The organism is Arthrobacter liuii, from assembly GCF_014639275.1.
Lineage (GTDB): Bacteria > Actinomycetota > Actinomycetes > Actinomycetales > Micrococcaceae > Arthrobacter > Arthrobacter liuii.
In genome coordinates, this window is the sequence record NZ_BMFW01000004.1 from 1 (window position 1) to 13,993 (window position 13,993).

The 13,993-nt window shown below is 66.4% G+C and carries 13 protein-coding genes; 9 read left to right on the forward strand and 4 right to left on the reverse strand.

Features of this window, described 5'->3' with window-relative positions:
• Positions 1–160: 160 nt before the first annotated feature.
• From IEW19_RS05825 to IEW19_RS05855, 7 genes are all read left to right on the forward strand, one after another.
• Complete coding sequence (locus tag IEW19_RS05825; protein WP_188570741.1) at positions 161–766, forward strand: TetR/AcrR family transcriptional regulator; 606 nt, start codon at positions 161–163, stop codon at positions 764–766.
• The gene (locus IEW19_RS05830; protein ID WP_188570742.1) at positions 766–2,037 is read left to right on the forward strand and encodes a glycosyltransferase; all 1,272 of its coding nucleotides are present in this window, start codon (positions 766–768) and stop codon (positions 2,035–2,037) included. Before IEW19_RS05825 ends, IEW19_RS05830 begins: the two co-directional genes overlap by 1 nt.
• A 34-nt stretch (positions 2,038–2,071) precedes the next feature.
• On the forward strand, positions 2,072–3,421 hold the full coding sequence (locus IEW19_RS05835; RefSeq protein ID WP_188570743.1) for a GAF domain-containing protein: 1,350 nt from the start codon (positions 2,072–2,074) through the stop codon (positions 3,419–3,421).
• A 90-nt stretch (positions 3,422–3,511) separates the two neighbouring features.
• Positions 3,512–4,210 carry a hypothetical protein gene (locus tag IEW19_RS05840; RefSeq protein ID WP_229748359.1) on the forward strand — a complete coding sequence of 233 codons (699 nt, stop codon included), beginning with the start codon at positions 3,512–3,514 and terminating at the stop codon, positions 4,208–4,210.
• A 112-nt stretch (positions 4,211–4,322) separates the two neighbouring features.
• Positions 4,323–5,846: an acetaldehyde dehydrogenase ExaC gene (exaC, locus tag IEW19_RS05845; protein ID WP_188570744.1), complete on the forward strand. Its 1,524-nt coding sequence runs from the start codon at positions 4,323–4,325 to the stop codon at positions 5,844–5,846.
• A gap of 3 nt (positions 5,847–5,849) precedes the next feature.
• Entirely contained in the window at positions 5,850–6,257 is a 408-nt protein-coding gene (locus IEW19_RS05850; protein ID WP_188570745.1) for a DUF779 domain-containing protein, read from the forward strand.
• Positions 6,258–6,432: 175 nt separating this feature from the next.
• Positions 6,433–7,995, forward strand: a complete 1,563-nt coding sequence (locus IEW19_RS05855) for an amino acid permease (protein ID WP_188570746.1) — start codon at positions 6,433–6,435, stop codon at positions 7,993–7,995.
• Positions 7,996–8,148: 153 nt separating this feature from the next.
• Here the strand turns inward: IEW19_RS05855 and IEW19_RS05860 are convergent, their stop codons facing one another.
• The 3 genes from IEW19_RS05860 to IEW19_RS05870 form a co-directional block, all read right to left on the reverse strand.
• On the reverse strand, positions 8,149–8,784 hold the full coding sequence (locus IEW19_RS05860) for a DUF2461 domain-containing protein (RefSeq protein ID WP_188570747.1): 636 nt from the start codon (positions 8,782–8,784) through the stop codon (positions 8,149–8,151).
• A 140-nt stretch (positions 8,785–8,924) separates the two neighbouring features.
• The gene (locus IEW19_RS05865) at positions 8,925–10,421 is read right to left on the reverse strand and encodes a catalase (protein WP_188570748.1); all 1,497 of its coding nucleotides are present in this window, start codon (positions 10,419–10,421) and stop codon (positions 8,925–8,927) included.
• Between the two features lie 7 nt (positions 10,422–10,428).
• A complete protein-coding gene (locus IEW19_RS05870; protein ID WP_188570749.1) occupies positions 10,429–10,914 on the reverse strand; it encodes a Fur family transcriptional regulator in 486 nt (161 codons plus the stop codon).
• Positions 10,915–10,994: 80 nt separating this feature from the next.
• Between IEW19_RS05870 and IEW19_RS05875 the strand changes: the two genes are divergently transcribed.
• Together IEW19_RS05875 and htpX are read left to right on the forward strand one after the other, a co-directional pair.
• The gene (locus IEW19_RS05875; protein WP_188570750.1) at positions 10,995–12,266 is read left to right on the forward strand and encodes an MFS transporter; all 1,272 of its coding nucleotides are present in this window, start codon (positions 10,995–10,997) and stop codon (positions 12,264–12,266) included.
• 28 nt (positions 12,267–12,294) lie between these two features.
• The gene (htpX, locus tag IEW19_RS05880; protein ID WP_188570751.1) at positions 12,295–13,164 is read left to right on the forward strand and encodes a zinc metalloprotease HtpX; all 870 of its coding nucleotides are present in this window, start codon (positions 12,295–12,297) and stop codon (positions 13,162–13,164) included.
• Positions 13,165–13,318: 154 nt separating this feature from the next.
• On the opposite strand, the gene IEW19_RS05885 is transcribed toward htpX, so the two are convergent.
• Positions 13,319–13,810: a YajQ family cyclic di-GMP-binding protein gene (locus IEW19_RS05885; protein ID WP_018760541.1), complete on the reverse strand. Its 492-nt coding sequence runs from the start codon at positions 13,808–13,810 to the stop codon at positions 13,319–13,321.
• Positions 13,811–13,993: the final 183 nt, after the last annotated feature.

Consider the following 13,993-nt stretch of genomic DNA (forward strand, 5'->3'; position numbering starts at 1 on the left):
CGCCGGCCTGCAGAGGACGGCAGTAGCGGCTGGATGCGGGCCCATTGCCCATCAGTCAAAACGGAAGTACGCGACACCCATCAAGCATCCCGGATGCGGTCATCAGGCTTTGGGAGACACGCCCTAGGCGCGGAAACGCATTCGAGTTAGTCTAATTAACATGAATGCGGGCGGGGCCCAACCCCGGGCATACGACTCCAGGAAACGTGCCTCCTCGGCGGCCGAAACGGGGCGCCGGATCCTGCAGGCCACCGAGGACCTCTTCCTGGAGGGGCCGTTGGCCGGGGTCACGCTCAGTGCAGTCGCCGCCCGTGCCGGTGTCACGGTGCAGACGGTCATCCGCAGGTTCGGGGACCGGGCAAGCCTGATCGATGCCTGCGCCCAAGCCGCCTCCGGCCGGGTGGGCAGCCAGCGCAACGCTGCTCCTCCCGGCGACGTCCCGGCCGCCATCGACAATCTCCTGGAACACTACGAAACCACCGCCGCGCTGGCCTTGAAGCTGTTGGCCGAGGAGCAAACCTCCCCCGTTTTGGCGGACATTACCGCTGGCGGCCGCCGCCTGCACCGCCAATGGTGCGGTCGGGTCTTCGCCCCATTCCTGGACCCACTGAACGGCAGCCCGGACCACGACCGCCGGCTGGCCCAGTTCGTCGCCCTCTGCGACGTCTACACCTGGAAACTGCTGCGCCTCGACGCCGGACTGAGCCGCGACCAGGTGGCACACTGCCTGCTCGAAATGCTCGCACCCTTCACCCGGAGGCCCTGATGTCCACAGTGCTTGCCTATACCTCACCCGCCATCGGCCACCTCTTCCCGATGGTCCCGCTGCTCCAGGAGCTTAAGGCCCGTGGGCATGAGGTGCATGTCCGCACCCTCCGCCAACAGGTCCCGCTGCTCCGCGACACAGGGTTGTATGCCAGCCCGGTGGCTGACAGCATCCTTGCGGTCGAGGCTGCGGACTACCGCGCCAGCGGCGCAAAGGCCGCGTTGGCTTCCAGTGTGGAGACCTTCACGGCCCGCGCCCGTTTCGATGCCCCTGACCTCCAGGAAGCCATCGACGCCGTGGACCCGGACCTGCTGCTTGTCGACATCAACGCGTGGGGAGCCCGCATCCAGGCCGAGGCCTCGGGCCTGCCGTGGGCCACTTTCAGCCCCTATACTCCGCCGCTGCAGTCGAGGGGAACGCCCCCATTCGGCCCCGGACTCGCGCCCATGTCCGGTCCTTTGGGACGGGCGCGCGATGCGGTGGCCCGCCGCCTGGTGATCGGGGCCGTCGAAAAGCTGATGCTGCCGCGCATCAATTCGCTGCGGGCAGGCCTGTCCGGCGGCACGCTTCCGCCCGTCAGCGGTGCCGACGAGATGTTCCTGACCGCGCCGCTGATGCTCGTGGCCACATCCGAGCCGTTCGAGTACCCCCATCCGGACTGGGGGCACGCCGTGCGCATGATCGGCGCCCTTGAGTGGGAGCCGCCCGCCGAGCATCCCGCCTGGCTCCGCGAGGGCCCGGGTCCGCTGGTCCTGGTAACCACCTCCTCCGAATACCAGGCCGACGAGGCCATCGTCCACGCCGCGCTGGCGGGCCTGGCCGCTGAACCGTTCACTGTGGTGGCCACCCTTCCGGCGTCGGAAGCGGGATCCGCGGGCGCCGGGCGTGCGCCCGGCACGGACGGCTTCGGGCCGGTCCCGGCAAACGCCCGACTTGAGCACTTTGTCCCGCACGGCAAGGTTCTTGACCACGCAGCAGTTGCCATAACCCACGGCGGCATGGGGGCAACACAGAAGGCGCTGGCCAAAGGCGTGCCCGTGGTGGTGGTTCCGTTCGGGCGCGACCAGCATGAGGTGGCGGCACGGGTGGTGGCGGCAGGCGCTGGAGTGCGGCTCAACAGGAAGCAGCTCACCCCCGAAAAGCTGCGTGCCGCCGTCCATCAGGCCCGGGGCAAAGCAGCGGGGGCGCGGCGGATTGCCGAAGGCTACGTTGCCGCCGGCGGAGCGGCGGCAGGGGTGGATGCGCTGGAGGAACTGGTACGGCTAGACTGACGGCCCTAGACGCCTGCACTTTTTCGGGAATTCGATGACGAACCTGCTCCAGCCTGAACCGCGCCAGCGTGCCGCCCTGGCCGGGCATGAGCGCCTGGGCGGCGCCACTCCCGAAATCCCCGGCCTGCGCAAACTCATCCGGGAATCCTGGCAGCGGTCGGCAAGCTTCAAGGCCGACCCGGACAGCCTGGCGGCGCCGCTGGCCTTCGACTGGGACGAGCTGGAGGATTACCGCCGGCAGCACCCCCTGGCCGCAATCATGCCGGTCATCAACAAACTCCTGGTCCAGCCCAGCCACGACAGCGGCCTCCTGGTGGCGGTGGGCGACGAAGTAGGCAGGCTGCTGTGGGTGGACGGCGACCCTGCCCTCCAGCGCCGTGCGGAAGGCATGATGTTCGTCCCCGGCGCCGACTGGTCCGAAGCCAGTGTTGGAACCAGCGCCCCGGGCACTGCCCTTGCCCTGGGCCGCGGAATCCAGATCGCCGGCGCCGAGCATTACCAGCGCGCGGTCCATCCCTGGAGCTGCACGGCGGTCCCTTTCCACGACCCCGACTCCGGCGCCGTGCTCGGCGTCGTGGACATCACCGGGACGGCCACCGCGGTGGCACCGCACACGCTGTCGCTGGTGGAGGCCACAGTGGCGGCGGCCCAGGCACAGTTGCGGGTGGAACGCCTGCAGCATGCCGCGGACCTTTCCAGGAAGCCGGCACGACGACGGTCCCCGGCCTCCGGCGCCGGCCAGGGTCCTGCTGCCCGGGAAGGAAGTCGTGCCAGGGAGGGCAGCCTCTACCGGAACAGCCTGCAGCTGCTGGGCCGGGACCAGGCGCTGCTCAGCATGGGCGGCAGGACGGTGTCCCTGTCCGCGCGGCACAGCGAAATCCTGGCCCTGCTCAGCACGCACCCGGAGGGGCTCAGCGCCGAGGAACTCAGTTCGCTGCTGTACCCGGGCGAGGGCTCTACCATCACCCTGCGGGCCGAGATGGTCCGCCTGCGCAAGGTCATCCAGCAGCTGAGCCCGGACGCTGTCCCGGGTTCGCGCCCCTACCGGCTCCCCCTGGACCTGGTGCCGGATTCGGGCCAGGTGCTCAGCTGCCTGCAGCGCGGTGCACACCGCATAGCCCTGGAAATCTACCGCGGCCAGGTGCTCCCGCGGTCGGAGGCGCCGGGCATCGCCGAACTGAGGAGCAGGGTCTCCTTCCTGCTCCGGGAAGCGGTCCTCACAGATGGAAGTGCCGAATCCCTGCTCAAGTACGCCGCCCTTCCTGAGGCAAGGGACGACGTCGGCATCCGGCGTGCTGCGCTCCGCCTCCTGCCGCCGCGCTCACCCAAGCGCGCCGCCGTCGTCGCCGACCTGGAACGGCTGGAAGCCGAACTGCGGGCCTGACTGTTGCCCGGGCAGCGCCGCCGCTGGTGCGGGCGGCACCCGGCCGGGGCCGATATCGTGGGGGCAAGCCAAACGAAAGCAGTTGCCCCCGTGAACAAGACCACAGCCAGTAAAAAGAAGTTCCTTGCCAATTCGGCCGTGACGGGCAAACGCCTCGGCGTCCTCCTTGCCGTTTCCGCCTTGGTTGCCGGCACGGCAGCCTGCTCCGGACCTTCGCCGGCGCCGTCTGTGCCGAGCGGTGGCACGTCCGCTGCCTCTTCTCCAACGGCGACGGCATCCGTGCCCGCAACGCCTGCCGCGCCGGCTGCAACCGGCTGGTCACTGGACCCCGCGGGCGGGAACGCAAGGATCAAGGCCGCGGGACTGGACGTTCTGAACGCCGAAGGGACCGCCGATCACTACCACGCGCACCTGGATGTGCTGGTGGACGGCAAGGCGGTCCCCGTGCCGGCCTATATCGGCTTCAGTTTCAGCGCCGCCGGCCAGCCCAACGGGATCTCCGCCTTACATACCCACGACACCTCCGGAATCATCCACGTGGAAGCCCCCACCGCCGGGCTGGCCTACACTCTGGGCCAGGTGCTCACGGAATGGGGAGTCATGGACGGGCAGGACGCCACAGGCACACCGCATGGTGGAACGGGCGGATGGAGCGCCTACGTGAACGGCGTACGGCAGGACGGACCGATCACCGGCGTCGTCCTGAAAGCCCACGACGAGGTTGTGCTTTCCTACGGAGCCGCGCCCTCGCCGGTACCGGCCACCTACTCCTTTCCGGCCGGACTCTAAAGCCGTTGCCTGCCCAGGTTGCAACCTTGCTGCAACCTTCCCGCTCCTACGCTGGGTCCATCGGCGAGCGCCCTTGTGGGCCAGCCTTCTGCACAGCAAAGGAGCTAAGCACATGACCGTTTACGCACAGCCGGGAACCGACGGTTCGAAGGTCACTTTCAAGGACCGGTACGAGAACTGGATTGGCGGCGAATGGGTGGCCCCTGTGAAGGGCCAGTACTTCGACAACATCACCCCCGTGACGGGCAAGGCGTTCTGCCAGGTCGCCCGCGGCACGGCGGAGGACATCGAACTGGCCCTGGACGCGGCGCACAAGGCCGCGCCCTCGTGGGGCAAAACTTCCGTGGCGGAGCGCGCCGCCATCCTGAACAGGATTGCCGACCGCATCGACGACAACCTCGAGATGTTGGCCGTCGCCGAGACATGGGACAACGGCAAGCCCATCCGGGAAACGATCAATGCAGACCTGCCGCTGGCCTCGGACCACTTCCGCTATTTCGCCTCCGCGGTCCGGGCGCAGGAAGGCAGCCTGTCCCAGCTGGACGACAACACCACCGCGTACCACTTCCACGAACCGCTCGGCGTGGTGGGCCAGATCATCCCCTGGAACTTCCCCATCCTCATGGCGGTATGGAAGCTGGCACCCGCGCTCGCCGCCGGCAATACCGTGGTGCTCAAGCCTGCGGAGCAGACGCCCAGCTCCATCCTGGTCCTGATGGAGCTCATCGGGGACCTGCTGCCCGCCGGTGTCATCAACGTGGTCAACGGCTTCGGCGTGGAGGCCGGGAAGCCGCTGGCGTCCAGTTCCCGGATCCGCAAGATCGCTTTCACCGGTGAGACCACCACCGGCCGGCTCATCAGCCAGTACGCCAGCCAGAACCTGATTCCCGTCACCCTGGAACTGGGCGGCAAGAGCCCCAACATCTTCTTCAACGATGTTGCCCAGGAGAACGACGCGTTCTACGACAAGGCCCAGGAGGGCTTCGCGCTCTTCGCCTTCAACCAGGGTGAAGTCTGCACCTGCCCGTCGCGGGCCCTGGTACAGGAGGACATCTACGAGTCATTCATGGCGGACGCCGTGGCCCGGGTGGAAAAGATGATCCAGGGCAACCCCCTGGACACCGAAACCCAGGTTGGTGCGCAGGCCTCCAACGACCAGCTGGAGAAGATCCTGTCCTATATCGACATCGGGAAGCAGGAGGGCGCCAAGGTGCTGACGGGCGGCGCCCGCGCAGAACTGCCGGGCGACCTGGCCGGCGGTTTCTACGTCCAGCCCACCGTGTTTGAGGGCCACAACCGGATGCGGATCTTCCAGGAGGAGATCTTCGGCCCCGTAGTGGCGGTGACGAAGTTCAGCGACTACAACGACGCCATGGGCATCGCCAACGACACGCTGTACGGTCTGGGAGCCGGCGTATGGTCCCGCAACGGCAACGTGGCTTACCGCGCAGGCCGGGAGATCCAGGCCGGCCGTGTCTGGGTCAACAACTACCACGCCTACCCCGCGGGCGCGGCCTTCGGCGGCTACAAGTCATCCGGCATCGGCCGTGAAAACCACGCCATGATGCTTGACCATTACCAGCAGACCAAGAACCTGCTGGTCAGCTACGACGAAAACAAGCTGGGTTTCTTCTAGGCCATGGCTTCCAACAGGCTCGATGCCGGCGTGACGCTGCCCGGGGAGGACTTTTCCAGGGTGGCGCTCACGCCTGCCGCAGTGGAGTTGCTGCGGCTGCTGTGGGACCGGCACGGCCCGCTCATGTTCCACCAGTCCGGCGGCTGCTGCGACGGGTCGTCCCCCATGTGCTACCCGGCAGGGGACTTCATCACGGGGGAGTCTGACATCCTGCTGGGGCTGTTCGACCTCTCCGACGGACTACGGCCCGAGCCGCTGGAGTTCTGGATGTCCCGGGAACAGTTCAACTATTGGAGCCACACCCATCTGACCGTGGACGTTGTACCGGGCCGGGGGAGCGGCTTTTCGGTGGAGGCGCCGGAGGGCAAACGTTTCCTGATCCGGTCAACGCTGATGGATTGGCCCTCCTGACCGGTTCGATCGAAAAGCGCTTGACGCCCTTCTGATGGAGGGCGTCAAGCTTTTTTGCAGAACAAGGTTCGGTTAACGGGCCGTCTCACCATTCGGAACAATTGGGACCGTCCAGTGGATGGACACTATCGTTGATAGGTCTGTTTCCATCACAAACCAGGATTGTGGCCCCCTTATGAACCTTCTGCGGACAAAATCCATCGAGCAGTCGATCGCCGACGCGGATGAGCCCGGACGCAAGCTTAAGCGTTCCCTCAGCACCTGGGACCTCATGATCATGGGCGTGGCAGTGGCTGTCGGCGCCGGCATCTTCTCGGTCGGCGCCAAAGCCGCCGCCAACTTTGCAGGTCCCGCCGTCACCCTCTCCTTCGCGATCGCCGCGGTCACGTGCGCGCTGGCCATCATGTGCTACGCCGAGTTCGCCACCGCCATTCCCGTGGCCGGCTCCGCCTACGTCTTCACCTATGCCACGATGGGCGAACTCCTTGCCTGGATCATTGGCTGGAACCTGATCCTGGAGCTGTTCACGGCCGCTGCGGTGATCGCCAAATACTGGGGCATCTACCTCAGCAAGGTATTCGCCCTCACGGGACTGGACATCCCCCCGGCCATCTCCCTGGGCGGCGTGGACCTCTACTGGGGCGCGTTCCTCATCGTGGCCATCTTCACCGTGCTGCTGGTGCTGGGCACCAAGCTCTCCGCCCGCGTTGGCAACATCTTCACCCTGATCAAGATCGGCGTGGTCCTGTTCGTGATCGTGGTGGGCTTCACCTACGTGAAGTTCGAGAACTACAGCCCGTTTGTACCGACTGCGCAGCCCCCGGCAGGCGACGGCGCCGCTGACGTCCTGAAGCAGTCGTTCTTCGGCTTCCTGACCGGGGCTGCCCCCGCCCAGTACGGCACCATGGGCATCTTCGCCGGTGCCGCGCTGGTGTTCTTTGCCTTCATCGGTTTCGACGTCGTGGCCACCTCCGCCGAAGAAGTGAAGAATCCGCAGAAGACCCTTCCCCGCGGCATCTTTGGCGGCCTGGCCTTGGTGACGCTGCTCTACATCCTCGTTTCCCTGGCCCTGACCGGCATGGTGTCCTACACCCAGCTGGCCGAGGCCAAGAGCCCCACCCTAACCACAGCCTTCGAAGCAGTGGGTGACACCTCCGCCGCCAAGGTCATTGCCTTCGGTTCCCTGGTGGGCCTGACCACGGTGATCATGGTGCTCCTCATGGGCCTGTCCCGCGTGGTGCTGGCCATGAGCCGCGACGGCCTGCTGCCCCGTTCCCTGTCAAAGACCAGCGAGAAGCGTTCGACGCCGGCGCGCCTCCAGATCATCTGCGGCGCCGCGGTTGCCCTGGTGGCAGGCCTCACCAACGTGGACCTGCTGGAGGAAATGATCAACATCGGTACGTTGTCGGCGTTCGTGGTGGTCAGCCTGGGAATCCTGGTGCTGCGCAGGAAGCGCCCGGACCTGAAGCCCGCCTTCCGCGTCCCGTTCGGCAAGGTACTGCCGATCGTTTCTGCCGTGCTGTGCCTGTACCTGATGACCAACCTCGCCGTGGAAACCTGGATCTTCTTCGCGTTCTGGCTGGTGCTGGGCCTTGCCATCTACTTCGCGTACGGCCAGCGCCACTCGCGGCTCAACGAGCGCTTCGCCGAAGCCAATGCGACGGTCAACGGTGCCCCCGGCTCCGCGCCCCGCATGGCCGCTGCGCCCGATGACGAGGACGAGCTTAGCCGGACCTGACGGTTCCGCCACGCCAGCTGTCGACCTGCCCGCCCGGCCTGTGCCGGGCGGGCAGGCGCGTTTCCGGGCAGCCGCGTTCCCGGGCAGCCGCGTTCCCGGCTCCCCAATGTCGTCCGGTTACCCAGTGTCTTCCGGCGGTCCAGTGCCTCCCCGTCAAGGCGCCGCGTACCGGCCCACCCACTCCACCAGCGGACGCAGCTGCCGCCACCTGGCTGCGATCTCCTCCGCGGCCGCTTCCGTGGATACCCAGGCAGGACGGGCCGGACCCCACCCGGTATACAGGGTCTTGTGCTTGAGGAGTTCCACCCGTGGGTGGTCCCTGTCGAAGCCGCGGGGGACGGTCTTGAGTTTCTCGCCTTCGATGCGGAAACCTGCCGCCGCCAACGAATCCACGATCTCCTGAAGGGCGGAGCCGCTGCCCGAAGCATCCGCCGCAGCCCGGAACCGGGCCAGCTGCGCAGGCGTATGGGAGCGGTAGCCGCCTCCCACCAGCAGCCCGTCGGCGCTGACCTGAAGGTAGTAGCCCACCCCTTCCTGCCTGGTGGCAAAGACGCCCTGGGCCGTTTTGTAGGGGGACTTGTCGGCTGAAAAGCGGACGTCCCGGTAGGGGCGGAACAGCCTGGCAGGACCGAACTCCGGCTCCAGCCCGGCCAGGAGCACCGCCAGCGGTTCCTTGACGGCGGCCTGGTACGTGTCCTTGTGTCCCAGCCACCACTCGCGGTTGTTGTGTTCTTCCAGCTCCGCATAGAACCGGAAGGCTTCCGGGGGAATGCCTGCAAATGTGTCCATGAACGGAGCCTAGGAGGGCCGCAGGGGGCAGGCCAGAGGACCTGGACCGTATGTGCAAAAGCGCCCGGCACCAAAAAGACCACCCCGCCACAGAATCCCGTGGCGGGGTGGTCCATCAGTCCAGCAGGCAGGAAGCCTTATCAGCCGATCTTGTTGGCGGATTCGGCATCCGAGGTGGGAGCCGAGGGTACAGCTGCTGCGCCCAGGTTGGCGCGCAGCTTGGCGCCCAGTTCGGCGTCAACGTTGGTCCAGTACTGGATGGCGCGTTCCTTGATGCCGGCGCTCTGGACGCCGCCCACGGCGCCGGTGATGGTCTCCAGGAAGCGGGCCTTTTCGGCTTCGTTGTAGACCTCCCGGTACAGCGTGCCGGCCTGGATGAAGTCGCTGTCCTCGGCGTGGAGGGAGTGCGCGGCGAGGGTCAGCTCGCCGTCGTTCTCCCAGCCGCCGGCCGGGTTCTGCGGCTCAACCGCAGCCGGGCCGCCCACCGAGTTCGGGGCGTAGACCGGAACCGAGGGGGCGTTGAACAGGAAGCGTCCCTGGCCGTCCTGGCTGTAGTTGTTGACCTGGTTCTTGGGCTGGTTCACCGGAACCTGGGCGTGGTTGGTGCCCACGCGGTAGCGGTGTGCGTCAGCGTAGGAGAAGATGCGGGCCTGCAGCATCTTGTCCGGGGAAGCAGCGATGCCCGGTACGAAGTTCGACGGCGCGAAGGTTGCCTGTTCGATCTGCGCGAAGTAGTTTTCCGGGTTCCGGTTCAGCTCCATGGTGCCCACCTTGATCAGGGGGTAATCCGCGTGCGGCCAGACCTTGGTCAGGTCGAACGGGTTGAAGCGGTAGGTCTTGGCGTCCTCGTAGGGCATGACCTGCACGTGCAGGTCCCAGGACGGGAAGTTGCCTGCGGCGATGTTCTCCGACAGGTCGCGGATGTAGAAGTCGGCGTCGGAGCCTGCAAGCTGTTCTGCCTGCTCGGAGCTCATGGAGTTCACGCCCTGGTTGGACCTGAAGTGGTACTTGACCCAGAAGCGCTCGCCCTCGGCGTTGATCCACTGGTAGGTGTGCGAGCCGTAGCCCTGCATCTCGCGCCAGGAGGCCGGCAGGCCGCGGTCACCCATGAGCCAGGTGACCTGGTGGGCAGACTCGGGGGACAGCGTCCAGAAGTCCCACTGCATGTCGGCGTCGCGGAGGTGGGTGCCCGGAAGGCGCTTCTGCGAGTGGATGAAATCGGGGAACTTGATGCCGTCGCGGATGAAGAAGACGGGGGTGTTGTTGCCCACCAGGTCGTAGTTGCCCTCGCTGGTGTAGAACTTCACGGCGAAACCGCGGGGATCGCGCCAGGTGTCCGGGGAACCGTTCTCGCCGGCCACGGAGGAGAAACGGATCAGCATCTCGGTTTCGACGCCGGGCTGCAGGAACGCGGCCTTGGTGTACTTGGAGATGTCCTCGGTGGTCTTGAACGTTCCGAATGCGCCGCCGCCCTTGGCGTGCACTACGCGCTCCGGCACCCGCTCACGGTTGAACTGGGCGAGCTTTTCAATGAGGTAGTGGTCAGTCAGGATGATGGCACCATCGGCACCAACTGACTTCGAGTGTGCGTCGGACGTAACCGGTGCACCTGACTGGGTTGTGGAAACGGCAGTCATTGTTCTCCTATTTCTCTTTTTTTTGCGAGGGACTATGGGGAGGAAGTTGCTGGGCCTGCTGGCAGTCCTGGCAGATGCCCTGGTACATGACGTCGGCAATCTGGATGGTCATGGGCTTGGCGTTCGGGTTCCAGTGGGGCGTAAGGCAGGGGGCATGGCCGACGGCGCAGTCCACGTCCTCTACCCGGCCGCAACTGACGCAGATGGCGTGGTGGTGGTTGTCGCCCACCCGCGTCTCGTACAGGGCGGGGGAGTGCGGCGGCTCGAAGCGGCGCAGCATGTGCAGGTCCGTCAGGTCGCCAAGGACAACATAAACGGACTGGGCCGTCAGCTCGGGCAGCTCTGCGCGGGCGGCGGCAAGGATGCTTTCGGCAGGGGAATGCGGGTGGCGTTCGACGGCGGCCAGCACGGCCAGCCGCTGCTTGGTCACCCTGCGGCCGTGGGCGCGCAGGGCTGCAGCCCACGCTTCCTGGCCGTCAAAGTGCTCCGTCATGGCTCCATTGAAGCACTTATTATTACTAACTCACAATAAGGCTTGGCTAACCTTCCCGTCGCGCCCGCTAGTGTTGCGGGGTGGGGAAACTACTTGCCGATGTCACGCCGCTCAAGGAAAGCCCCGCATTCCGCCGGCTGTGGCTCGGATCGGCAGTGTCCGCCGTCGGCAGCCAACTCACCCTGGTGGCAGTCAGCCTCGAGGTGTACCGCCTGACGCAGGACAGCTTCTATGTGGGCCTGCTGGGCATCTTCGCGCTGGTTCCCCTGGTGGTAGGCGGCCTGATGGGCGGCTCCATCGCGGATGCCCACGACCGCAGGCGCATTGCCCTGCTGGCCACGGCTGTCCTGTGGCTCACCACAGGCCTGATCGCCTTGCAGGCCTGGGTGCAGCTTGGGAACGTGTGGGTGCTGTACCTGCTGGTGGCGCTGCAAAGCGGCGCCCAGGCCATCAACCAACCGGCCCGCAGCGCCATCATTCCCACGCTCATCCGCAAGGAACTCCTGCCGGCGGCCAACGCGCTGAGCATGCTCTCCCTGGGCCTTGCCATGACTGCCGGGCCGCTGCTGGCCGGGCTCCTGGTGGCCTGGCTCGGGTTCGGCTGGACCTACACCATCGACTTTGCCAGCTTCGCCTTCGTCCTGTGGGCCGTCTACCGACTCCCGCCGATGCCGCCCGCCGGCACCCGCAGCAAGGTGGGGCTCCGCTCCGTCATCGAGGGATTCCGCTTCCTGGGAACCCGGCCCAACCTCCGGATGACCTTCATCATCGACCTGATTGCCATGATCCTGGCCCAGCCGCGGGCACTGCTCCCGGCCGTCGCTGCCCTGATGATCGGCGGCGGCGAGGCGACCGTGGGCATCCTGCTGGCCTGCACCGCCGTCGGGGCTTTCCTGGCCGGCCTGTTCTCCGGCCCGCTGGGCGGCGTGCGCCGCCAGGGGGCCGCCGTCGTCGTTTCCGTGATGGGCTGGGGCGCATCCATCGGGGCATTCGGCCTGGTGGTGCTGCTGGCAGGCCCGGCGCCTGGTGGCGCCGTGACCCTGTGGCTGCTTCCTGCCGCCGTCTGCTGCGCCCTTGCCGGCATCGCCGACTCCATCAGCAGCGTCTTCCGCAACACCATCCTCCAGGCCGCAGCCCCGGACCACCTCCGCGGGCGGCTGCAGGGCGTGTTCATCGTGGTGGTGGCCGGCGGCCCCCGGATCGGAGACCTGCTGGCCGGCGGCGCCACTAAGATTTTGAGCGAGGGCTGGGTCCTGATGCTCGGCGGTGCGCTGTGCATCGCGGGGGCGTGGCTGGCGGCGAAACTGCAGCCCGGGTTCCGGAAGTACGATGCGCGGAACCCGGTTCCCTAGCAAGCCGTTCCTTTAGTGAGGAGGAAACGTGCACAAACATCACAACGGCCTGAAGACCGCGGCACTGTTCGGGGTGCTGTGGGCGGTGCTGCTGGGCCTCGGAGGGCTGATAGGCGTGGGGATGCGCAGTTCGGCGCCCATCTGGATCATGGCCCTGATCGGCGTCGGCACCACCTTCTACGGCTACTGGAACAGCGACAAGATCGCAATCCGCTCCATGCAGGCTTTCCCGGTGACTGAGGCCCAGGCGCCGCAGCTCTACCAGATAGTCCGCGAGCTCTCGGCCCGCGCCAACCAGCCCATGCCGCGCATCTACGTCTCGCCCACCATGAACCCCAACGCGTTCGCCACCGGCCGCAACCCCCGCAACGCCGCTGTCTGCTGCACCGAGGGCATCCTGCAGCTCCTGGACGCCCGCGAGCTCCGCGGCGTCCTGGGCCACGAACTCATGCACGTCTACAACCGCGACATCCTCACCTCATCGGTAGCTGCCGCTGTCGCCGGCGTCATCACCTCGGTGGGGCAGATGCTGCTGCTGTTCGGCGGCGGTGACCGGCGGAACGCCAACCCGCTGGCCATGATCGCCACGGCACTGCTGGCACCTTTCGCGGCCTCGCTGATCCAGATGGCCATCTCCCGCACCAGGGAGTACGACGCCGACGAGGACGGCTCGCAGCTCACCGGCGATCCGCTGGCCCTCGCCTCAGCCCTGGGCAAGATCGAGCGCGGCGTCAGTATCGCGCCGCTCCCGCCGGACCAGCGGCTGGTGAACGCCTCGCACCTGATGATCGCCAATCCCTTCCGGGGCGGCGGCATGAACAAGTTGTTTGCCACCCATCCGCCCATGCGGGACCGGATTGTCCGGCTGGAGCGGATGGCGGGCCGGCCGCCGCAATAGTCCGGGATGCCCGCTGCAGCCGGGATCACGCCGTCGACACGGGAAATTGTCTCCGACACGCAAAATGGCTGGCGCACCCGGAATGTGGGGTGCGCCAGCCATTATGTGTGCAGCGGATAACTCTTTGCGCGCCGAAAACGACGGCGGTGGGAGGCTAGCTGCGGAAGTTCACGAACTGCAGGTCGGCTTCCTCGAAGTCCTTCAGCAGGGCCATGGTGGCCTGCAGGTCATCGCGGGACTTGGAGGAAACGCGCAGCTCGTCGCCCTGGATCTGCGACTTAACGGATTTGGGCGCTTCGTCGCGGATGAGCTTGTTGATCTTCTTTGCCAGGTCCTGGGCAATGCCTTCCTTGATGGAGGCTTCCAAGCGGAATTCCTTGCCGGAGGCGTAAGGCTCGCCGGTGTCCAGGGACTTCAGCGAGATGCCGCGGCGGATCAGTTTGGACTGCAGTACGTCCAGGACCGCCAGGACGCGTTCCTCGGAGTTGGCCTTCATGAGGATCTTCTCGCCGCTGAAGTCCACCTCGGCACCGACGCCTTTGAAGTCATAGCGCTGGGTGAGTTCCTTCTGGGCCTGGTTTAGCGCGTTGGCCACTTCCTGCTTGTCCACTTTGCTTACGACGTCGAACGTTGACTCGCCTGCCATGACTCTCCTTCTGCTGCTGGGAGCCCTGCGCGGGACAGGGCCTGGATCACTGGCATCCAGCCTAATACGGATGCCAGGACTGGTGTGGGCCGCCCGTTCACAGTTCCCTCTCAGCGGACGTACCGGGGGAACGAAGGAGGGGTGGCCAGAGTTGGAGGAGTTGTACCGCAGTTCGAAAGGGAA